Source organism: Corynebacterium sp. ED61 (assembly GCF_015233855.1).
Taxonomy (GTDB): domain Bacteria; phylum Actinomycetota; class Actinomycetes; order Mycobacteriales; family Mycobacteriaceae; genus Corynebacterium; species Corynebacterium dentalis.
In genome coordinates, this window is the sequence record NZ_JADGIT010000002.1 from 312,847 (window position 1) to 332,152 (window position 19,306).

Below are 19,306 nucleotides of genomic sequence, written 5' to 3' on the forward strand. Positions count from 1 at the left end.
AAGTCACTTCCTCGGATCAGGACCGAATGACAGTCAAAGCCTCATCGACGATGGCTTCAACCTCGTCCTGCGTCTTGGCCTCCACGTTGAGGCGCAACAGCGGCTCCGTGTTCGATGCACGCACGTTGAGCCAGGATCCGTCATTCAAATCAATGGTTACGCCATCCAGTTTATCCACACTTGCGGCGCGATCAGCGAAGGCCTCCACCACGGCTGCAGTGCGCCCCTGCTGATCTGCCACCTCGGAGTTGATCTCTCCGGAGGCTTCGTATCGGTTGTAAGCCTGTGCAAGCTCACTGAGCGGTTTGTCCTGGGAACCGAGCGTGGACAGAACATGCAAGGCAGCCAGCATGCCCGAATCCGCGTTGAAGAAGTCCGCGAAGTAGTAGTGCGCGGAGTGCTCGCCGCCGAAGATCGCGCCGTGCTCTGCCATCTGCGCCTTGATAAAAGAATGTCCCACGCGGGTGCGGACTGGTTTACCGCCCTTTTCCTGCACCAGTTCCGGCACGGACTTGGAGGTGATCAGGTTGTGAATGATGGTGGAACCAGGCTGCTCATCCAGGTAGTGCTCCGCGATGATTGCGCAGATCGCAGACGGGGAAACCGGCTCGCCCTTTTCATCCACGATGAAGCAGCGGTCTGCATCTCCGTCGAAAGCAATGCCTAGATCTGCACCCACTTCAACGGTGAAGTGTTGCAGGTCCACCAAGTTGGCGGGATCCAGCGGGTTGGCCTCATGGTTGGGGAAGTTGCCGTCTAGTTCGAAGTACAGGGCTTCCAGCTCAAGCGGCAGTCCCTGGAATACCGCAGGAACCGTCAGGCCACCCATGCCGTTGCCGGCATCGACCGCGACCTTGAGTGGGCGAATGTCTAGAGGAACGAGGTCGCGGAGGAACTCCGCGTAGCCCTGGAGCACGTCCTTGCGGGAATTATGGCCTGGGGCTCCCTCGAACACTGGGACGCCCTGGATGAGGTCATCGGTGATCTCCTTCAGACCGGACTCCTGGCCCACAGGGCGTGCACCCGCACGACACAGCTTGATGCCGTTGTACTTGGCCGGGTTGTGGGAGGCGGTGAACATGGCGCCCGGGCAGTCCATCACGCCGGATGCGTAATAGAGCTCGTCCGTAGAAGTCAGACCCAAAGATACCGTGTCTAGCCCTTGGGAGTTGACCCCTTCCGCGAAGGCCATAGACAGCTGTGGAGACGTTTCACGCATGTCGTGGCCGATGACCACGTTGGTTGCACCTTCCCCGCGCATCAGTTTGCCGAAGGCCGCGCCGGTATCGCGGACGAAGCTCTCATCCACTTCATTCGCACCACTGCCCACCACGCCGCGCACGTCATATGCTTTGATGATCGCTGAAATCGCCTCACGGGTACGTTCCGTCATAGCTGGGGTTCTCCTCGGGTTGGGGCGCGGACGGTCATCCGCGAAAGTCTTAATCGGCTGGGCGCAACGGGTTAGTTCGCTTAGTTCTCCATTTCTCGCACGGCACGCAGATGGCGCCGAGGAGAAGTTGGTGGGAGATTCCGATGCGCAGGGTGGTGGCCGGTGGGCAGCGGGAGGTGTTCGCGTCGCACCATGCGAGGTGCGGGTTCCGCCACTTCTTCGTCGACATGGCTGGACGCTTGCTGCACGGCCTCCATGAGGGCCATGAGGTCTTCATCATCGGTGTCATCTTCGGCGTGAAAGCCGATGGCTCCAGGGTCTGCGGTCTGTAATTCCCATCCTTGGGGGACGGTGGTCCGGCCGGCGTGGTCCGCGCAGAGATCCCAGCGGTGGGGGTTGCCTTGGACCTGCAGTGGCCCGATGATGGCGATTTGCTCGGCGTAGTTGTACTCGAGCGTGGCCACCGCAGGCTTCCTGCATCCAGGTCTGGAACATTGTCGGCTCACAGTCACGGAGAATATCTTAACGGTTTGCAATACGAATAGTGTCAATTGGCGCACGTGAGACTCTTCACGTGTCACAGCGCTAGACGAGCGCGCTGGCTCGTTAGACTGTGTGCTCATGGGACACATCACGCGAGTGCGCAATGACCGGCACGGACGAGGCCCTCGGGGCCCTTTCCTGCCCAAGCTACCTCGGTATAAGACGCGTTCCCAGAAGTTTGATGCCGCCGTCATGGACGCCTACGAACCCATCGCCGAGCAACTAGAGAGCCAACTGGCTTCATTGGATGTTGCTGTTGATGTGGTTCCGCGCATGCGGTTGGACGTGGGGTACCGCCAGTGGCCGGATGACGTGGTTGCCGATGGCCAGGTTCCTTTAGGCCGATTGGTGTTTGCTGGCGTGGATGCGTCTGGTTGCCCTACGCGGCCGCGGATCATTATTTTCCGACGCCCAGTCGAATCCCGAACGGACTCCGCCGAGAGCCTGCGGGAGCAACTGCACTACATTTTGGTACGGCTGGTGGCCGTCTACCTCAATGTTTCCCCGAACACGATTGATCCCCGTTTTAGCTGGGAAGACTGAAGGGCCAGTGGGGCCGGAATGACCTCACGTGCGCAACGATCCCCCGGAAGTGCCGGCCCGGTCTTCGCGACCTGGGGAAATACAAAACTAGTGGCACTTCCGGGGGATCATTGTGCAATTAGCAGCCCCCACGGGGCGTAATTAGCCAAGGCGCTTCTTTAGCTTGCGGCGCTCGCGCTCGGACAGGCCGCCCCAGATTCCGAAGCGCTCGTCATTAGCCAGTGCGTACTCCAAGCATTCGTCTCGCACACCGCAGGCTTGGCAAATGCGCTTGGCCTCGCGGGTAGAGCCTCCCTTTTCCGGGAAGAACGCCTCTGGATCGGTCTGCGCGCAGAGTGCTTGTTCCTGCCAGTCCTGTTCGACTGCGTCGAACAACAGGTCAAAGTCCTCAGTGAGATCAAATAGATTGCGCTGGCGTGTATCACCGTGCACGTTAGCGCTCCTATCCACCGCAGCAGAGCCGTCAGCGAACTGGCCGCTAAAGGCCGTATCTACTGACTTTTCCACCGTTTTCTCCTTATTACTACTGCATGCTGTGTCTGATTTACACGCTGTATCTTCCGTACCTGCTTGAAGTCCTATCGAACTACAGCTGGCGCACAATCCCCTGTCAGATCCTTAAAGCACATTCCCTTTACGGAAACTGAAGCCAAAACCTTTGGGAGGACTACGCGGGAAAACCGTACTGCGTGTCACTACTGGACAGATTACACAATGGTAATTACATCGCGTCAACCTTTGCGAAACCCCATGTAGTCCCAATATTCACTTGAGTCACATCAGCCACAGAAGCATTGAGGTTACTTTTGCCGCACCCCGCTGCAGCAACACGAGATATCCCCCAGCCCAACGAAGCAACCACAATATATGGGAGAAAACCTGAACAATCCTGTGTCTAGCCACCACATCTAGAGAAATTTTAAAAATTTTCTCCTCAGCAGCTTTTGGCCCCCAAAGGGAACTCAATGTCTACTAAATGTCCGAAGAAAAACGCAGTCCACCGTCGGGAAGCTGCACTCCTGGCCACACTCGCGCGCCATCTCGCAACTCACAACGGGCGCCCACCACAGCACCTTCGCCGATGATGCAATCCGTCAATTGTGCCCGCGCGCCAATGCGTGCACCTGCACCAATCACACATCGCTCCACGATGGCGCCAGCTTCAATCTGCACACCATCAAAAATCACCGAAGTATCCACACGTACTCCAGCCCCCACCTCAGCACCTCTGCCAATCACAGTTCCGCCAAGCAGCAGCGCTCCCCCAGCGATAGCCGCGGATTCATCCACCAAAGCCTCACCGTGGCGCCCGTCCAACAATGGCGATGGCGCGATACCACGCACTAGATCAGAAGACCCGCGCACAAAGTCCGAAGGCGTTCCCATATCGCGCCAATACGCCTGGTCCACGTGACCAAACACACGGCTGCCTAGCTCCAGCAGCTCGGGGAAGACCTCGCGCTCCACAGACACTGCGCGTCCGGCAGGAATAGCCTCGATCACCTCACGCTGGAACACGTAGGTTCCCGCATTGATCTGATCCGTTGGAGGATCCTCCGTCTTCTCCAAGAAGGCACTCACTCGGCCGTCAGAATCGGTGGGGACACAACCAAAAGCACGAGGATCGGACACACGCAGCAGGTGCAGCGTCACATCAGCTTCCCGCTCCACGTGACTGCGCAATACAGCGCCCAAATCCGTGCCACCGAGGACATCGCCGTTGAACACCATCGCACGGTCGTGTCGCAGGTGGGACGCAACGTTGCGGATGCCGCCGCCCGTGCCCAGTGGTTCATCTTCGACGACATACTCGATCTCTAGCCCGGACTCAGAGCCGTCACCAAAGAACTCCTCAAAGACCTCTGCTTTAAAGGACGTCCCCAACACCACGTGAGTCATTCCCGCGTCCTTGATGCGGGCCAGTAGGTGCTGCAAGAAAGGAAAGCCCGCGGTGGGCAGCATCGGCTTAGGGATGGAGTTCGTCAACGGACGTAGCCGCGTGCCCTTACCGCCAACCAGAATGACCGCATCAGTGGTTGCTGCGAGATTCTCAGTCATGCTTTCCTCATTCATTGTCAGACGTTCTTGTTGCAGAGTTAGTTTGAGTTCGATTGCCGTTCAAAATACCTTCACCCGGCAGACTATCCACGAGAAAGACAACTGTCCCGTACCCACGCCGGGCAGGCTGCAGAATTATTGTCGGCTGAGTACCTCAGGCAGACTCGCGCGCCAGCTCTCGCTTGGCCCACCAAATAGCCACCGTGCAGCGAACTGTCAGCCCGGCCTTCAATACCCATCGCACCGGCGCATACAACGGTCCGCGCAGACGATCAGCCTGGAATCGATACGCGCTCTGGTGGTGCGCATTGAGCGAAGTCTCAGGGTGCTTGCTGGCCGAATGCCCCTGCGCGTGCGCAATCTCCGCAGACGGGGTGAACACATTCGTCCACCCGGCCTTCGCCAGGCGATCGCCTAGGTCCACGTCCTCCATGTACATGAAGTAGCGCTCGTCAAAGCCGTCGACAGACGCAAAAGCATCCCACCGCAGCAGCAGGCAGGAGCCAGACAGCCAGCCCGCCAGCCGCTCGCGGCGCATGTCTGACTGATTCATGTAGCGCACCGTCCAGGGGTTACCCGGCCAGATGGGACCCAACAGCGCGTGCCCAATTCCGGACAGCAGCCCGGGGATCTCTCGCGCAGAGGGGTAGGCGCTGCCGTCGGCCTCCTTGATCACGGGGCCCACCGCACCAGCGCGCGGATTACGGACAGCAACCTCCACCATCGCGTCCACACAACCGGGACCGAACACCACGTCGGGGTTGGAGATCACAAAGAACTCATCGTCGATTTCGCCCGCTTCGCGCAGCTCGCGCAGGTGGCGCGCACCCAAGTTCATTGCCGCGCCATAGCCGATGTTGCCTCCGGAATTCACCAGTTGCACCGGCATGGAGTGCTCCGCGGCGGCAACTGCCTCCGGTGCTCCGTCGGTGGATCCGTTGTCCACCATCACCACGTGCGCGCCCTGGGTGGTGGCGGCAGGAACAGAGTTCACGAAATCCCACAGGTGTTTCCCGGGAGAAAACGTGACTGTAATGATCGCAATCGGTGCCATGGTCAAGCACCCTACTGCATTGCTTTTGCCAGCCCTGCCTGCCACGCGGGCAGAGGTGCAAGACCCAGCCGTTCCCATTCATCTACGCACAACGCAGCGTTCAGTGGCCGCTTGGCTGGGGTGGGGTACTCACTGGTGGGGATGCCCGTGACGCGCTGGGAATCGTAGCCGGCCGCAGCAAAAGTGGCCGTGGCCAGCTCGTACCACGTGATGGGCTCCCCCGAGCCCGCGCAGTGCAGCACCTGCGGGATATCTGCCGGGTCTACCGCCTCGTGCTGCCCCGCTAACGCACGAGCCATCTCCCCCAAGCCACCAGCCAGGTGGGGCGCGTAGGTGGGCCTGCCCCACTGGTCATTCACCACGTTTGGGTCGATGCCCCGTCCCGCCAGATCCGCCATGGTCTTCACAAAGTCCCGTCCAGAATTTCGTGGCCCCGTATACACCCAGCTGGTACGCACCACGTGTGCGCCGAAGGCCAGCGCCGCCTGCTCGCCTTCCCATTTGCTCTGTCCGTAGTAGCTCAGTGGTGCGGGAGTTTCGGTGGTGGGGTTGCACTGTCCTTTTTCCCGACGCCCACTCAGCACGTATTCCGTGGACACCTGAATCATTGCCATTCCCAATTCCTGGGATTGCCGCGCTAACTCCCCCGGCGCGATGGCATTAATCCGGTGCACAAGCTCCCGGTTTTCTTGCGCCTCCGCATCATCCACGGCGGTATAAGCGGCCAGGTTAATCAAGACGGAATGGGGCGGAGGTGGCGTCGAAAAGAAAGAACGAAGATCCACCACGTCCCCCGCCAGGTCCACATCGCGACGGGTCAGACCCACGGCATGGGGAGACAAAGCCCCCATCGCGCGGCCGACTTGCCCAGAGGCACCGGTGAAGTACAGCGTCATGGTTTCCAAGTGTCGCACCTGAAGTGATTTCGCGCACCATCACCTATCATTACTATGTTCAACCACGCACTCGCGCACTACAGTGTGGGGATACTTTTAGACACAGTCCCGGCGCACTGTCCCTTTTTGCCGCGCTGACCCGTTGCCCCCGATCGACATTGGTAGGAAACCGAAGCATATGAATCCTGAAGACTCTGAGCAGCGCAGCACACGGTCGCGCCACTCTCGGCAGATTCAGGCTTCCCCGGTTTCCGCACAACGCCCGCGGCAGATCGGCGCGCGCCCGGTCAAGGCTGGGCTGGCTCTCATTTCTGCGATTTTCCTGCTGGCCACGGGCATTGGATACGCCACCATCGGCAACCTGAACAGCCAACTGGCCCAAGCCAGCGGCTTGGACCTCGGCGCGCAACCAGATGGCGCCACGGACATCCTGCTGGTGGGCGTGGATTCCCGTACGGATGCCCAGGGCAAGCCTCTGAGCCAGCAGGAAATCGACATGCTGCGCGCAGGTGAAGAAGAAGCCACCAACACGGACACGATAATCCTCATTCGCGTTCCCAACGATGGATCCTCCGCCACCGCCGTGTCCTTGCCCCGCGATACGTACGTATCCACCGAGGACATGGGCAATATGAAGCTCAACGGCGTGTACGGCTCCGCGAAGTTCGAGAAGGCTCAGCAGCTGGAGCAGAGCGAGGACACTGATGCCCAAGATGTGGACAAGCAGTCCACCGAAGCCGGGCGTAAAGCCCTGATCAGCACGGTGGGCGACCTCACCGGTATTCACGTGGACCACTACGCCGAGGTGGGCCTGCTGGGATTCGTGCTGCTCACCGATGCTGTGGGCGGCGTGGATGTGTGCCTCAACAACCCGGTGGATGAGGCACTGTCTGGCGCGAAGTTCCCCAAGGGCTACCAAACACTCGACGGCCCCGATGCCTTGAGCTTTGTGCGCCAGCGCCATGAGTTGCCCCGCGGCGATTTGGATCGCATCACCCGTCAGCAGGCATACATGGCGTCTCTGGCCAACCACATCCTCAGCTCGGAAACTTTGACCAACCCTTCCAGCCTGAACCACATCAACGAAGCGGTGAAGCGCTCGGTGGTTCTGGACGAGGGATGGGACATCATGGGCATGGCCACCCAGATGCAGTCTCTGGCCGGTGGCAACGTGACGTTCCAGACGATCCCCGTGACCAGCATCGATGGCACCGGCGACTACGGCGAATCCATCGTCACCGTGGACCGCAATCAGGTGCACAAGTTCTTCGACGATCTCGCCAACACTGATGACGAGGCAACAGAGGAAAAGCCGGAGGAGACCACCGATCCCAACGCGCCGATTGAGGACTTTAAGGCGGAGGATTACACCGTGGATGTCCTCAACGGTGGTGACGTGGCCGGACTGGCTGCGTCCGTCGGTTCTCTGGTGGAGGGCTACGGCTACAAGCAGGGCAAGGTGGGCAATGCCCCTGAATCCGGCATCTCCGAATCCCAGGTCAACGCGAAGGACAAGAACGATCCCGCAGCGCGCGCCTTGGCCCGCCAGCTGGGTGGCCTGAAGGTGGTGGAGGATCCGGACTTGGGCGATAAGGAACTGTCCATCACTCTGGCTGGAACGTACTCCGGTCCAGGTGCCAACGGCATCATGGTGGCTTTGCAGGATCCGAATTCCCCTAACGTTGGCACGCTGACCGAGGGCATTAAGGACCTGGATGGCGACGGTTACGAGGACACGGATTCCAGCTCCACTAGAGATTCCAGCTCGAACTCCAGCGATACCGGCAGTGATTCCGGTACGGGTGTGGTGGGCACGGAGGGCTCCATGGGCGATGATCCGAAGCTGAATCAGACCTTGGACGCGGGTTCCAACGCCCCTATGTGCGTGAACTAGCTCCCTTGCTGAGCGCCTCGGATTCGCGTGCGGCGAGCACGTAGTCTGGGGAGCCATGGATCTCATCGCAGACCTTCTCAACGACCCTGCTGCTCCCCGCCTGACCACGTACACCGAGGCTGGGCGCATGGAATTGTCTGGCATCACGCTGGCGAATTGGCAGGCCAAGGTGGCTAATCTGCTCACCAGCATTGGCGTGGGCGAGGGCGATACCGTCGCCATCGCCGCCGCGCCCGGATGGCAGCCAGCGTGTATTGCGGTGGGTGCATGGAAGGTCGGTGCCTTTATTTCCGACGCCAACTCCGGCGAGCCTGCAGTTCTGTTCACCGACTCACTGGAACTGGCCGAGGGCTTCGAGGACTCCCCCACGGGCGCTTCCGTGCAGGAAATTTACCTTTTGTCTTCCGACCCTTTCGGCCGGGGCGTGGAGGAAGCTGGCGGCGATGTGCCCTTCGGCATTAATGACTTCTCCCCCGAGCTGCGCGTGCACCCCGATGCGTTCATGGGTTCGGCACCGCTCAATCCCAGCGCTGATGTGGACGTGGTTCGCGCGGCTGCGGAGCAGCTGGAGACTGAGCACGGAATTGGGCGCGGTGCACGCGTGGTGATGGGGCCGTGGGATGACGTTCGCGGCTTGGCGCGATGCTTGTCTCCCCTGCTTGTTGGCGGTTCCGTGGTGATGTCCACGGATTCCCACCCAGCGCGCTTGGAGGAGCTAAAGGACACGGAAAAAGCCGACGTCATCGCGTAGATGACGCCGGCTAGATCTTCGGCTTCACAGAGCTGACTTCGTAGTACTGTCTTCGCAGGGTGAGGTCGTTTGACCGTTGGTGCTTAGCGCACGTCCCGCTTGCTGTTGAAGAACAGTGCGGCTGCTACCGCGACCGCTACCCACACGGCGAGCACCGTCACGTTGTGGGCAACGGTGAATGCCGGAGCTTCTGCTGTAAAGGCCTCCATGGAGAGATCCTGCATGGCGTGCCCCGGGGAGATTTCGTAGAGCTTCTTGGCGATTTCGTAAGTAGTTCCGAAAGCAAAGAGCAGATTTTCAATGACCAGGAACCACACCAACGGCAGTGCCAGTCCAGCCACGCGGCTACGCGTAATCATGGCCACACCTGCTGCGACAAGGGCGTATCCAGCCAGGTAGATTGCTGGGACCCACGCGAATTTGATGTCTCCGCCGTTGAACTCCAGCTTCGGCATAATGACCGCGACGAGGAGGGACACGAGCAGGCCCACTGCGTAGTTCACGATGACGAACATCACCGTGATGATTAAGCGTGCGGACAGCCAGTGCCAGCGGGCCTTCTGGGTCAAGAATGAGTGGGCCTGCATGTGGTTGCCCAGCTCACCGGCACTAGCTCCCGCTCCATAGACGATCGCCAGCAGCATGAACACCAAAGTGCCAGTGGTGAGGTCGTTCCAGTTCAACGGAGCCTTCTCTGTGGTGAACAGGCCTTGCAGCACCACGAATCCGTAGAGTGAGCCAGTCATCAGGACAACCCAGATGATGGAGCTGCGCAGAGTCAGCACCTTGCGTAGCTCGGACTTGAATGCGTGAGCGAATTGATTTCCTTGCGCCACTACCGGCTGGCGGCGTGGCACAGATTGAGAATTGTGGTTTTCGGCAACTGTGGCGTTCATTACTTGGCCTCCGAGCGCTGTTGTGGGGTGTTGGTTGGTGCCGAATTCTGACCTGGGATCTGTTGGGTGCGGTACTCCTGGGCACCCGAAGTGGCTGCGAGGAAGCGCTGTTCCAAGTTGGCGGCTTCAGTCTTCAGACCAGTGACCAGGAAGCCTTGAGAAAGTGCTGCTTCGGCGACCGCCGTACGGACTTTTTGTTCCGAGATCTGCTGTCCCACGGTGATGCTCAACACGCGTTCGCGTTCCACATCTGCCTTCAGGCCTTGCTTGCGCAACTCCTCTGCCAGCAGAACGGCCTCGCGGCATTCCACCAGCACGCGGGTGCCGTCTGCGAGGAACTCCGCCATCGAATACTCACCGATGAGCTCTCCCTTACCGATCACCACGAGGCGGTCAGCCGTCTGCTGCATTTCCGAAAGCAGGTGGGAGGAGACCAATACAGCGCGCCCCTCGGCGGCCTGCAGGCGAATGACACGGCGGATCCAGGACACGCCTTCTGGGTCCAGGCCGTTGACGGGCTCGTCCAGCAACAGATGCTGTGGATCGCCCAGCAGAGCGCCTGCCAGGCCGAGGCGCTGCTTCATACCCAGGGAGTAACCGCCGACCTTGCCCTTCGCAGCCTTTTCCAGACCGACTAGTTCCAAACACTGTTCCACTCGCTTGTCCGAAATGCCGGCACCAGCAGCGATGACGCGCAGGTGGTTACGTCCGGAGCGCTTGGGTTCGAACCAGTGGGCGTCGAGAACAGAACCCGCCACGGCGGCCTTCATGTTCAGAGAAGCAAACGAGGCGTTGTAAGCCTCGCCGTGTGGGTATGCGCCGCTGAAGGACACATGCCCCGTCGTAGGAGCGTCCAGGCCGAGCATGCAGCGCATGGTGGTGGACTTTCCGGAACCGTTGGGCCCAAGGAATCCTGTGACCTGGCCGTCCGGAACGTGGAAGTTAAGCTGATTGACTGCGGTCTTTTTTCCATACCGCTTCGTGAGATTTTCGACTGTGATCATGACATCTACAATGCCGGAAACTTTAAGACTGCACATCCGACCGAAGTACTATTTCTTTCGGTCTGAATCGGTCATCCTCAGGGATGATCCCCCACATCCCCCAGAAGATCCTCAGGGTCAACCACCCCGTTTCTGAAGGCGAACAGTACGGCGTGCACCCTGTCACGGGAATTTGTCTTGAGCAAGACCTTACCCACGTGGGTCTTCACGGTCGGCAAAGAGATAAATAGCTCTGTGGAGATTTCTTGATTGCTTTTGCCCTTGGCCATCAGCCGTAGGATCTCCAATTCGCGCGGGGTGAGCGGTTCTACCAATCCGAAATCTGCGCTCGCATCAGAATTCCCCTGAGTGCCATCCTCGCTCGCGCACTCTCTATTCGCACCCTTGTCGCAGACACACTCGCCATCCATACCTTCTGTGGACGCGGCGCCGTCAAATTCTTCACCCGTCCCCATCTCCCGCACGTGTCGCAGCAAACGGGCGGTGGACTTGGGGCTAATGACGGACGCAGATTCCCCGACCGTGCGCACAGCAGACAGCAGATCCTCGGGCTCCGCGTCCTTCAACAGAAACCCGCTGGCGCCCGCCTCCACTGATTTCAACACGTAGCTATCGTTATCAAAGGTGGTCAGCACGATAATCTTCGTCACTTCGCCACCGGGGCCGACCGGAGCTGCATCCAGGATCTTTCGCGTAGCAGCAATGCCATCCATCACGGGCATCTGCACGTCCATCAGCATGATGTCCACCGGCTGCTGCGTTGCCAACTCACAGGCCTGCTGTCCCTGTTCTGCCTGCCACAGCACCTCGATGTCGTCCTGTGAATCGAGCACCAAGGAAAAACCGGCGCGCACCAGTTGCTGATCATCGACCAACCCGACCGTGATGTGTGGTGAGTTCATGCCCTTCACAATATCGTCCTAATTTCTAGCGCCCAGTAGGAAGCTCAGCAGTGACGTTCCAACCACCCGCGAACAGGCGCGAAGGCCCCCAGGTTGCCGTGCCACCGTGTACGCGGGCCCGTTCCGCGATGCCCGTCAGTCCCCGACCGCTGCCTTCGATCTGGTCCTCGCCGCGCTGATTGTCCACGGCGATGCGCACCTTCTCCTTGCTCCACTGCATGCGCAGCACCACGCGCACGCTGCCTGCGTGCTTCATGACATTCGTTAAAGACTCCTGCACGATGCGATAGACCGTGAGGTCACGCACCTCCTCCAAGGATTGCGGTTCGCCTTCGACCTGGTAATCAACGGTAAGGCCGGAGCGCTTGGCGTCGGACACTAGATCAGGAATCCCCGCCACACCCGGCGCGACAGAAACTTCGCGCTCGTCCTGCGAATCGTCGTGCAATACGGACAGCAAGGATCGCATCTGCGCCAACGCATCGCGACCGCGCGCGGAGATCGTCTCCAGCGCTTCCATGGCCTTGTCCGGGTCTTTCCGGCCCGCGTACCTGCCCCCGTCAGCCTGGGCGATGACCACGGTGAGGGAATGGGCGACGATATCGTGCATCTCTCGGGCGATTCTGTTGCGCTCCGACACGGTGGCCAGTTCGGCGCGCGCGGCAAGCGTTTCCATCTTCTCGTTGCGCTTGGCGGTGGAACGCCCCAGCATCGTGGACAACCCAATACTCGCCGTGATCAGCAGTGTCAGCACTACCGCCAAGAATCCCACTTGTGGCACCGAACTATAGTCGCCACCCAAGTTCACGCGCATGTAACCCCAGGTCACGGATGCCATTGAACCGACCCACAGGATCGCCAGCCACCAGCAGTTTTTCCGGCGCAGGTATGCCGCGATGTACCACGCCTCGAAACAGACAACGAAATACGCCAAAAAGTAGACCTGCACCGCAGAAATGCCCTGCATTGCCAGCCCCACGCCAGAGATGACCAGCCCTAACCTGGCTCTCCACCGCTGCACCAGTAAGCCCACAAAAGTCACCGCCAAACCTGCGAAGCACAGCAGGCTCGCAGAAAACGGCAGAGACGTCGCAGGAGGAAGTCCAAAGATCAGCCCCGTTAGCGTGAACGTCACGGCTTGCATCACGATCTGGATCCATAAGGTCACATCGCGGTACCACGGGCCGTCAGCCGCCAAGGGATATGTATTCGGCATAAACGTAGAGCATAGGCATTTCGCCCCGTGCCCGCGTCCTGCTGCAGTATGATTAGCGCCCATGGCTGACGTGAACTTCGATCATGTGTACATCCAATACCCGGGAGCTGAACGCCCCACGGTGAAGGATCTTGATCTCCAGATTTCCGATGGAGAGTTTTTGGTTCTGGTCGGGCCATCTGGCTGCGGCAAGTCCACCACCCTGCGCGCGCTGGCGGGCCTGGAAGAAACGACTGGCGGGCGCATCACCATCGGCGACAAGGACGTCACGGGCACTGAGCCCAAGGAGCGCGATATCGCGATGGTGTTCCAGGATTACGCCCTCTACCCGCACATGACGGTAGAGGAGAACATGGGCTTCGCTCTCAAGGTAGCCAAGACTCCCAAAGAGGAGATCAGAAAGCGCGTGCGCGCAGCTGCCGAGACCCTGGGCCTGGAGGAGTTCCTGGCACGCAAGCCGAAGGATCTCTCCGGTGGTCAGCGTCAGCGCGTGGCTATGGGTCGCGCAATTGTGCGCGAGCCGCAGGTGTTCCTGATGGACGAGCCGCTGTCCAACCTGGATGCCAAGCTCCGCGTGCAGACCCGCGCGCAGATCGTGAAGTTACAGTCCTCCCTGGGTGTGACCACCGTGTACGTGACTCACGACCAGGTAGAGGCCATGACCATGGGCGATCGTGTGGCTGTGCTGAACTTTGGCGAACTGCAGCAGGTGGATAGCCCCAAGGAACTCTACGACCGTCCCGTGAATGCCTTCGTGGCCGGTTTCATCGGTTCCCCGTCGATGAACTTGGTGACCACCGATGGCCCGATTGCCGGGTGGAACTACACCGCACCCGCGGGTCATGAGAACAAGCCGTTGATCGTCGGCGTGCGTCCGGAGGGCCTGGAGGTTCGCCCCGAAGATTCCCACGAGGGAATCTCCGGCACCGTGGAGATGGTGGAGGAACTAGGCGCAGATTCATATGTATATGTGGATACCGAACATGGGCAGCTGATCGCCCGTGGTGGGGACTCTCGCCAGCTGCCGTCCGTGGGATCACGTGCTCAGGTTGTTATTCGTTCCGACGCCAAAGTGCATTACTTTGATGCAGAAACCGAGCTGAGAGTGGAAAACTAATCCCGCTCGGTTGCCCTGGGGGTACGGCTGCGCCAGCAGTTATCTCGAATCTCTAGGGCAGAACCCGCGCAGCCATTATGATGAGCCGACAAAGAGTTTCCGTTTGGAAATCTTGACTGTTTCTCGAGGACGATAGAAAGGCTCACGATGGCTCTGCAACACAAGAAGCTGCTGGCTGTCTTGGCGGTATCGGGTTTGACGCTCGCTGCCTGCTCCGAGACCGAAGAGGGCGGCCAGGCCGCACAGAACACTGACGGCCGCGGCGAAATCACTTTCGCCATGGGCAAGAACGATACAGACAAGCTCCGCCCGATCATCGACAAGTGGAACGAAGAGCACCCAGACGAGAAGGTCAACCTGCAGGAGTTGGCTGGTGAGGCGGACGCTCAGCGTGACACCCTCGTGCAGTCCCTCCAGGCAGGATCTTCTGACATCGATGTCATGGCGCTCGACGTCGTCTGGACCGCTCAGTTCGCCGCCAACGGCTGGCTGACTCCTTTGACCGGTGACATGCAGGTGGACACTGAGGCGCTGCTGCCTGCCACCGTGAAGTCCGCGACCTACAATGACACCCTCTACGCGTTGCCGCAGAACACCAACGGCCAACTGCTCTACCGCAACACTGACATGGTCAAGGAAGAGCCACAGAAGTGGGATGACGTGGTTGAGGCCTGCAAGAAGGTGGAAAACCAGGACTGCCTGACCACCCAGCTCAAGCAGTACGAGGGCCTGACTGTGAACACCGCCGGCTTCATGGCTGGTTGGGGTGGAGGTCTGACCGACGACAAGCTGCAGCCAACCGTCACTTCCAAGGAGTCCCGCGAGGGTCTGCAGGCACTGGTGGACGCATACAAGGACGGCACCATCAGCTCTGCATCCACCGGCGCCAGCGAGGAAGAGACCAACCTCGCGTTCACCCAGGGTGATACCGCGATGGCCATCAACTGGCCATACATGTACGCCACTTCCGAGGAGGAGGGCTCCGCGGTCAAGGGCAAGGTCGAGGTCTCCCCACTGGTGGGCAAGGACGGCGTGGGCGTGTCCACCCTCGGCGGTTACAACAACGGCATCAACGTCAACTCTGAGCACAAGGCCACTGCCTTGGACTTCATGAAGTTCATCATCAATGAGGACAACCAGCGTTCCTTCGCTGAGGCATCCTTCCCGCCGGTGCTGGCTTCCATCTACGATGAGGCCGCCATCCAGGAGCAGTTCCCGTACATGGAGGCGCTGAAGATCTCCCTGGAAAACGCGCAGCCTCGCCCGGCATCCCCTACCTACGATGCACTGTCGAAGGCAGTGCAGGACAACGCCTACGCAGCGCTGACTGCAGGTATGTCTGTGGACGATGCCACCACCGAAATGGAAAAGGCAATCCAGAACACGCAGGGTTAAATCCCCGCACGCCGCCTAGGCACTTTGCGCCCGGCATAAGTAATGCTGGACGCACCAACTAACGCCCGTGCTGTGACAACTTCGGAGCATCCCGCACAATGTGGGATGCTCTACTTAAGTTCACAGTGCTTTTGACGGACAGGAGACCGCGTGTCCACGCCCCTCACCTCAAGTGCGCCCCCGGCGCCGAAAAAGAAAAGAGATTGGCGCCCGCTGTGGCTCGTCGGACCCTCGATGGCCTTACTCGCAGTGGTGATCGGATATCCGGTTCTCCGTGCGATTTATCTGTCCTTCCTCGCAGATAAGCACATCAATCCAGAAACGGGACGCTTTGTCACCGGCGGATTCGCCGGCCTACAGCACTATCTGTACTGGCTATCCAACCGATGCATGAGCCCCTCCGGGCAAGTCATGGAGTGCGCCAACGGACAGCTGTCCACCGACTTCTGGCCGGCCCTGAAGATCACGCTGTTCTTCGTGGTGGTCACCGTCTCTCTGGAAACTCTCCTCGGGTTGTGGATGGCCCTGGTGATGAACCGCAGCTTCATCGGCCGCGGATTCTTGCGCGCAGCAGTGCTGGTCCCCTGGGCTATCCCCACCGCCGTGACCGCCAAGCTCTGGCAATTCATCTTCGCGGATAAGGGAATCGTCAACTCACTGTTGGGCACCACCGTGCACTGGACAACCGACCCATGGGCAGCCCGATCCGCAGTGATCATCGCCGACGTGTGGAAGACCGCCCCATTCATGGCACTGCTGATTCTTGCTGGCCTGCAAATGGTTCCACAGGGAGTCTACGAAGCCGCCCGCGTGGACGGCGCATCCAAGTGGCAGCAGTTCACGCAGATCACCTTACCGCTGATCAAGCCCGCACTGATGGTCGCGGTACTATTCCGCACCCTCGATGCCCTGCGCATGTACGACCTGCCGGTCATCATGATCAGCGAGGCCACCAGCTCCCCCACCGCTGTCATCTCCCAGCTGGTCATCGGAGCAACTCAACAGGGTAAGTACAACTCCGCCTCCGCAATGTCCACGCTGATCTTCCTGCTCATCTTCGCCATCGCCTTCATCATGGTGAAGTTCCTCGGCGCCGATGTCAGCGGTACCCAGAACTTACCGAAGTCTAAGAAGACACCGATTTGGCGTCGGACAAAGAAAAACACCACGGACGCGAACGCAAAGAACAGCGCGACCCACGGCGCGAAGGAAGGGGTCTAAACATGAAGACTTTCCGCAACTACCTCGGCGTGCTGTTGATCCTGGTGTGGGGCCTGGCACCGTTTTATTGGATGGTCATCACCGCACTGCGGGACAAGGCCTACACCTTCTCCACCAACCCCCTGCCCAGCCACCTGACGCTGGATAATTTCGCGGATGCGCTAGCCACGGACGCGGGCAACAACTTCCTGCGCGCGATCGGCAACTCGCTGCTGGTCAGCTTTGCCACCACTCTGATCGCCCTGGCCGTGGGCGTGTTTACGGCGTATGCGCTGGCTCGCGTGAACTTCCGCGGCAAGGGTGCGGTGACCGGCATCATCTTGGCGGCCTCTATGTTCCCGGGAATCGCGCTGGTCACCCCGCTATTCCAGCTGTTCCGCTCCATCGAGTGGATCGGCACGTACCAAGCGCTGATCATCCCGAACATCTCCTTTGTGCTGCCACTGACTGTTTACACTCTGACCAGTTTCTTCCGCGAGCTGCCGTGGAAGCTGGAAGAAGCCGCCCGCGTGGACGGGGCGTCTCGGTCCCTGGCTTTCCGCAAGGTCATCCTGCCGCTGGCTGCTCCCGCGCTGTTCACCACGGCCATCCTGGCGTTCATCGCAACATGGAACGAGTTCATGCTGGCCAAGCAGCTGTCCACCACTCGTACCGAGCCGGTGACGGTGGCCATCGCCCGCTTCTCCGGCACCAATTCCTTCGAATTCCCCTATGCGGCCACCATGGCCGCGGGCGCACTGGTGACCATCCCACTGGTGATCATGGTGCTGATCTTCCAGCGCCGTATCGTCTCTGGCCTGACCGCCGGTGGCGTGAAGTAAAGCTTGAGAAGTGAGAGGCCAGACCCGATGCACGAGGATCAGCAGCGCGGCGGAGCATCCGATATCAACGGCGGCTCCGCGGACGATCAACGTAAGAAGCTGATATGGGAATCACTATTGGGATTCCTGGGATTCTTCACCGTTCTGGCCCTGATTCAAGGCGTGTGGAATCTGTTCCAACCGGAGCCCAGCTTGGCCCCCTCAATCATGCTGGTCGTGCTGCTTGTCTTCCTATGGCTGGCATGGCGCGGATATAGCCGCTACCGCTAGCTGCAAAACTCCCCCGCTAATTCCCCGCAAGTTTTAACTACACAGGCTGCATACAGGTTACGCTCCTTGTAGTTCGTTGTGTCTCTCCAATTATTAGTGATGGAAACCTTTATGAAAGCTAGTCGCGTCACGCAGTCGCTGCTGTTTAAGATCGTCATCGCGATCATCCTTGGCATCATTGTCAGCTTCTTCGCCCCCGAATGGCTGGGGCGGTTCTTTGCCACCGTCAATGGCCTGTTCGGCAACTTCCTGGGATTCTTCGTCCCCGTCCTGATCTTTGCTCTGATCACACCGGCCATCGCCAACTTAGGGCGTGGCGCAGGCAAGTGGCTCGCGCTGACTACCGCCATCGCCTACGGCTCCACCATCTTCTCCGGCCTGCTGGCGTTTGTGGCTTCCCAGACGCTGTACCCCTCCTTGCTGGATGGCCTCAGCGTGGACACTGTCGCGGATATCGAAGAGGGCCAGCTGGCTTCCTACTTCACCGTGGAGATGGATCCACCGTTCGCCGTGATGACGGCCCTGTTGCTGGCTTTCAGCATGGGGCTGGCCATGACCGCCGTACCTTCGGAGATCCTGCGACGCGGCAGCAATCAGCTGCGCGACGTGGTTATGAAGATCATCGAATCCTTCATCATCCCGCTGCTGCCGATCTACATTTTCGGCGTATTCCTCACAATGGGAATGAACGGAAACCTCACCCACACCATCAGCATGCTGCTGATCGTGCTGGTAGTTGCCGTGGTGGGCACCCTGGTTCTGCTGGTCATCCAATTTGCCCTCGCTGGTGCGATTGCGGGCAAGAACCCGTTGACCGCGTTCAAGAACATGCTCCCTGCGTACGCCACTGCTCTGGGCACCTCGTCCTCAGCTGCGACCATCCCAGTGACGTACAAGTGCGCGCAGAAGAACGGAGTTTCCGAATCCGTCGCCGGTTTCGTCGTTCCGCTGTGCGCCACCATCCACCTCGCGGGTTCCACCATGAAGATCACGCTGTTCGCCTTCGCCGTGCTGTTCATCTCCGGCGATACGGTCAGCTTCGGTCAGGCGCTGGGCTTCGTGATGATGCTGGGTGTCACCATGATTGCGGCCCCAGGCGTGCCAGGCGGAGCCATCATGGCTGCAGTTGGCCTGCTGTCCTCCATGCTGGGCTTCACCGATGAGCAGGTGGCCCTGATGATCGCCGCCTACATCGCCATCGATTCCTTCGGTACCGCAGCAAACGTCACCGGCGATGGCGCCATCGCCCTGATCGTGAACCGTTTCACCAAGGGCAAGCTGGACCGGGAAGAGCCCGAAGAATTGAGCGACGACGAACTCCTGGCTCGCTAA

Annotated in this window: 19 protein-coding genes; 9 read left to right on the plus strand and 10 right to left on the minus strand. The window is 59.8% G+C overall.

Annotated features, from left to right (window positions below):
* Positions 1 to 16: 16 nt before the first annotated feature.
* Together IM764_RS03520 and IM764_RS03525 are read right to left on the minus strand one after the other, a co-directional pair.
* Entirely contained in the window at positions 17 to 1,393 is a 1,377-nt protein-coding gene (locus IM764_RS03520) for a phosphomannomutase/phosphoglucomutase (protein WP_099297775.1), read from the minus strand.
* An 80-nt stretch (positions 1,394 to 1,473) separates the two neighbouring features.
* On the minus strand, positions 1,474 to 1,974 hold the full coding sequence (locus IM764_RS03525; protein WP_370551538.1) for a DUF3499 domain-containing protein: 501 nt from the start codon (positions 1,972 to 1,974) through the stop codon (positions 1,474 to 1,476).
* Positions 1,975 to 2,014: 40 nt separating this feature from the next.
* Between IM764_RS03525 and IM764_RS03530 the strand changes: the two genes are divergently transcribed.
* Entirely contained in the window at positions 2,015 to 2,479 is a 465-nt protein-coding gene (locus IM764_RS03530; protein ID WP_099297779.1) for a metallopeptidase family protein, read from the plus strand.
* 141 nt (positions 2,480 to 2,620) lie between these two features.
* Here the strand turns inward: IM764_RS03530 and IM764_RS03535 are convergent, their stop codons facing one another.
* From IM764_RS03535 to IM764_RS03550, 4 genes are all read right to left on the minus strand, one after another.
* Positions 2,621 to 2,986 (minus strand): WhiB family transcriptional regulator, encoded by a 366-nt coding sequence (locus tag IM764_RS03535; RefSeq protein WP_288802265.1) that lies wholly within the window; start codon positions 2,984 to 2,986, stop codon positions 2,621 to 2,623.
* A 465-nt stretch (positions 2,987 to 3,451) separates the two neighbouring features.
* Complete coding sequence (locus IM764_RS03540) at positions 3,452 to 4,537, minus strand: sugar phosphate nucleotidyltransferase (protein ID WP_194186918.1); 1,086 nt, start codon at positions 4,535 to 4,537, stop codon at positions 3,452 to 3,454.
* Between the two features lie 154 nt (positions 4,538 to 4,691).
* A complete protein-coding gene (locus IM764_RS03545; RefSeq protein WP_194186919.1) occupies positions 4,692 to 5,591 on the minus strand; it encodes a glycosyltransferase family 2 protein in 900 nt (299 codons plus the stop codon).
* Between the two features lie 11 nt (positions 5,592 to 5,602).
* Positions 5,603 to 6,487: an NAD(P)-dependent oxidoreductase gene (locus tag IM764_RS03550; RefSeq protein WP_194186920.1), complete on the minus strand. Its 885-nt coding sequence runs from the start codon at positions 6,485 to 6,487 to the stop codon at positions 5,603 to 5,605.
* A 178-nt stretch (positions 6,488 to 6,665) separates the two neighbouring features.
* On the opposite strand from IM764_RS03550, the gene IM764_RS03555 reads away from it, so the two are divergent.
* Together IM764_RS03555 and IM764_RS03560 are read left to right on the plus strand one after the other, a co-directional pair.
* The gene (locus IM764_RS03555; protein ID WP_194186921.1) at positions 6,666 to 8,381 is read left to right on the plus strand and encodes an LCP family protein; all 1,716 of its coding nucleotides are present in this window, start codon (positions 6,666 to 6,668) and stop codon (positions 8,379 to 8,381) included.
* A 55-nt stretch (positions 8,382 to 8,436) separates the two neighbouring features.
* Complete coding sequence (locus IM764_RS03560) at positions 8,437 to 9,132, plus strand: TIGR03089 family protein (RefSeq protein ID WP_099297789.1); 696 nt, start codon at positions 8,437 to 8,439, stop codon at positions 9,130 to 9,132.
* An 83-nt stretch (positions 9,133 to 9,215) separates the two neighbouring features.
* On the opposite strand, the gene IM764_RS03565 is transcribed toward IM764_RS03560, so the two are convergent.
* From IM764_RS03565 to IM764_RS03580, 4 genes are read right to left on the minus strand one after another with little or no spacing between them, the layout of a single operon-like run.
* Positions 9,216 to 10,028 (minus strand): hypothetical protein, encoded by an 813-nt coding sequence (locus IM764_RS03565; protein ID WP_099297791.1) that lies wholly within the window; start codon positions 10,026 to 10,028, stop codon positions 9,216 to 9,218.
* Positions 10,028 to 11,068 carry an ABC transporter ATP-binding protein gene (locus IM764_RS03570; RefSeq protein ID WP_370551532.1) on the minus strand — a complete coding sequence of 347 codons (1,041 nt, stop codon included), beginning with the start codon at positions 11,066 to 11,068 and terminating at the stop codon, positions 10,028 to 10,030. The genes IM764_RS03565 and IM764_RS03570 overlap by 1 nt, the downstream gene beginning before the upstream one ends.
* Positions 11,069 to 11,109: 41 nt before the next feature.
* A complete protein-coding gene (locus IM764_RS03575; protein ID WP_194186923.1) occupies positions 11,110 to 11,934 on the minus strand; it encodes a response regulator transcription factor in 825 nt (274 codons plus the stop codon).
* A 25-nt stretch (positions 11,935 to 11,959) separates the two neighbouring features.
* Positions 11,960 to 13,150: a sensor histidine kinase gene (locus IM764_RS03580; protein WP_194186924.1), complete on the minus strand. Its 1,191-nt coding sequence runs from the start codon at positions 13,148 to 13,150 to the stop codon at positions 11,960 to 11,962.
* 61 nt (positions 13,151 to 13,211) lie between these two features.
* Here IM764_RS03580 and IM764_RS03585 point away from each other — a divergent pair, with 61 nt between their 5' ends.
* From IM764_RS03585 to IM764_RS03610, 6 genes are all read left to right on the plus strand, one after another.
* Positions 13,212 to 14,267, plus strand: coding sequence for an ABC transporter ATP-binding protein (locus tag IM764_RS03585; protein ID WP_194186925.1), 1,056 nt, complete (start codon positions 13,212 to 13,214; stop codon positions 14,265 to 14,267).
* Between the two features lie 147 nt (positions 14,268 to 14,414).
* Positions 14,415 to 15,662, plus strand: a complete 1,248-nt coding sequence (locus IM764_RS03590; protein ID WP_194186926.1) for an ABC transporter substrate-binding protein — start codon at positions 14,415 to 14,417, stop codon at positions 15,660 to 15,662.
* 234 nt (positions 15,663 to 15,896) lie between these two features.
* Complete coding sequence (locus tag IM764_RS03595; RefSeq protein WP_194186927.1) at positions 15,897 to 16,883, plus strand: carbohydrate ABC transporter permease; 987 nt, start codon at positions 15,897 to 15,899, stop codon at positions 16,881 to 16,883.
* 2 nt (positions 16,884 to 16,885) lie between these two features.
* On the plus strand, positions 16,886 to 17,704 hold the full coding sequence (locus tag IM764_RS03600; protein ID WP_099297803.1) for a carbohydrate ABC transporter permease: 819 nt from the start codon (positions 16,886 to 16,888) through the stop codon (positions 17,702 to 17,704).
* 27 nt (positions 17,705 to 17,731) lie between these two features.
* Positions 17,732 to 17,974: a hypothetical protein gene (locus IM764_RS03605; RefSeq protein WP_099297805.1), complete on the plus strand. Its 243-nt coding sequence runs from the start codon at positions 17,732 to 17,734 to the stop codon at positions 17,972 to 17,974.
* 111 nt (positions 17,975 to 18,085) lie between these two features.
* Positions 18,086 to 19,306 carry a dicarboxylate/amino acid:cation symporter gene (locus IM764_RS03610; protein ID WP_194186928.1) on the plus strand — a complete coding sequence of 407 codons (1,221 nt, stop codon included), beginning with the start codon at positions 18,086 to 18,088 and terminating at the stop codon, positions 19,304 to 19,306.

Coding starts and splice junctions, on each gene's coding strand:
- IM764_RS03530 (WP_099297779.1), top strand. CDS start 2,015: ATGGGACACATCACGCGAGTGCGCAATGACCGGCACGGACGAGGCCCT.
- IM764_RS03610 (WP_194186928.1), top strand. CDS start 18,086: ATGAAAGCTAGTCGCGTCACGCAGTCGCTGCTGTTTAAGATCGTCATC.
- IM764_RS03605 (WP_099297805.1), top strand. CDS start 17,732: ATGCACGAGGATCAGCAGCGCGGCGGAGCATCCGATATCAACGGCGGC.
- IM764_RS03585 (WP_194186925.1), top strand. CDS start 13,212: ATGGCTGACGTGAACTTCGATCATGTGTACATCCAATACCCGGGAGCT.
- IM764_RS03580 (WP_194186924.1), bottom strand. CDS start 13,150: ATGCCGAATACATATCCCTTGGCGGCTGACGGCCCGTGGTACCGCGAT.
- IM764_RS03575 (WP_194186923.1), bottom strand. CDS start 11,934: ATGAACTCACCACACATCACGGTCGGGTTGGTCGATGATCAGCAACTG.
- IM764_RS03550 (WP_194186920.1), bottom strand. CDS start 6,487: ATGACGCTGTACTTCACCGGTGCCTCTGGGCAAGTCGGCCGCGCGATG.
- IM764_RS03600 (WP_099297803.1), top strand. CDS start 16,886: ATGAAGACTTTCCGCAACTACCTCGGCGTGCTGTTGATCCTGGTGTGG.
- IM764_RS03570 (WP_370551532.1), bottom strand. CDS start 11,068: ATGTGCAGTCTTAAAGTTTCCGGCATTGTAGATGTCATGATCACAGTC.
- IM764_RS03520 (WP_099297775.1), bottom strand. CDS start 1,393: ATGACGGAACGTACCCGTGAGGCGATTTCAGCGATCATCAAAGCATAT.
- IM764_RS03565 (WP_099297791.1), bottom strand. CDS start 10,028: ATGAACGCCACAGTTGCCGAAAACCACAATTCTCAATCTGTGCCACGC.
- IM764_RS03560 (WP_099297789.1), top strand. CDS start 8,437: ATGGATCTCATCGCAGACCTTCTCAACGACCCTGCTGCTCCCCGCCTG.
- IM764_RS03545 (WP_194186919.1), bottom strand. CDS start 5,591: ATGGCACCGATTGCGATCATTACAGTCACGTTTTCTCCCGGGAAACAC.
- IM764_RS03540 (WP_194186918.1), bottom strand. CDS start 4,537: ATGACTGAGAATCTCGCAGCAACCACTGATGCGGTCATTCTGGTTGGC.
- IM764_RS03555 (WP_194186921.1), top strand. CDS start 6,666: ATGAATCCTGAAGACTCTGAGCAGCGCAGCACACGGTCGCGCCACTCT.
- IM764_RS03595 (WP_194186927.1), top strand. CDS start 15,897: ATGGCCTTACTCGCAGTGGTGATCGGATATCCGGTTCTCCGTGCGATT.
- IM764_RS03590 (WP_194186926.1), top strand. CDS start 14,415: ATGGCTCTGCAACACAAGAAGCTGCTGGCTGTCTTGGCGGTATCGGGT.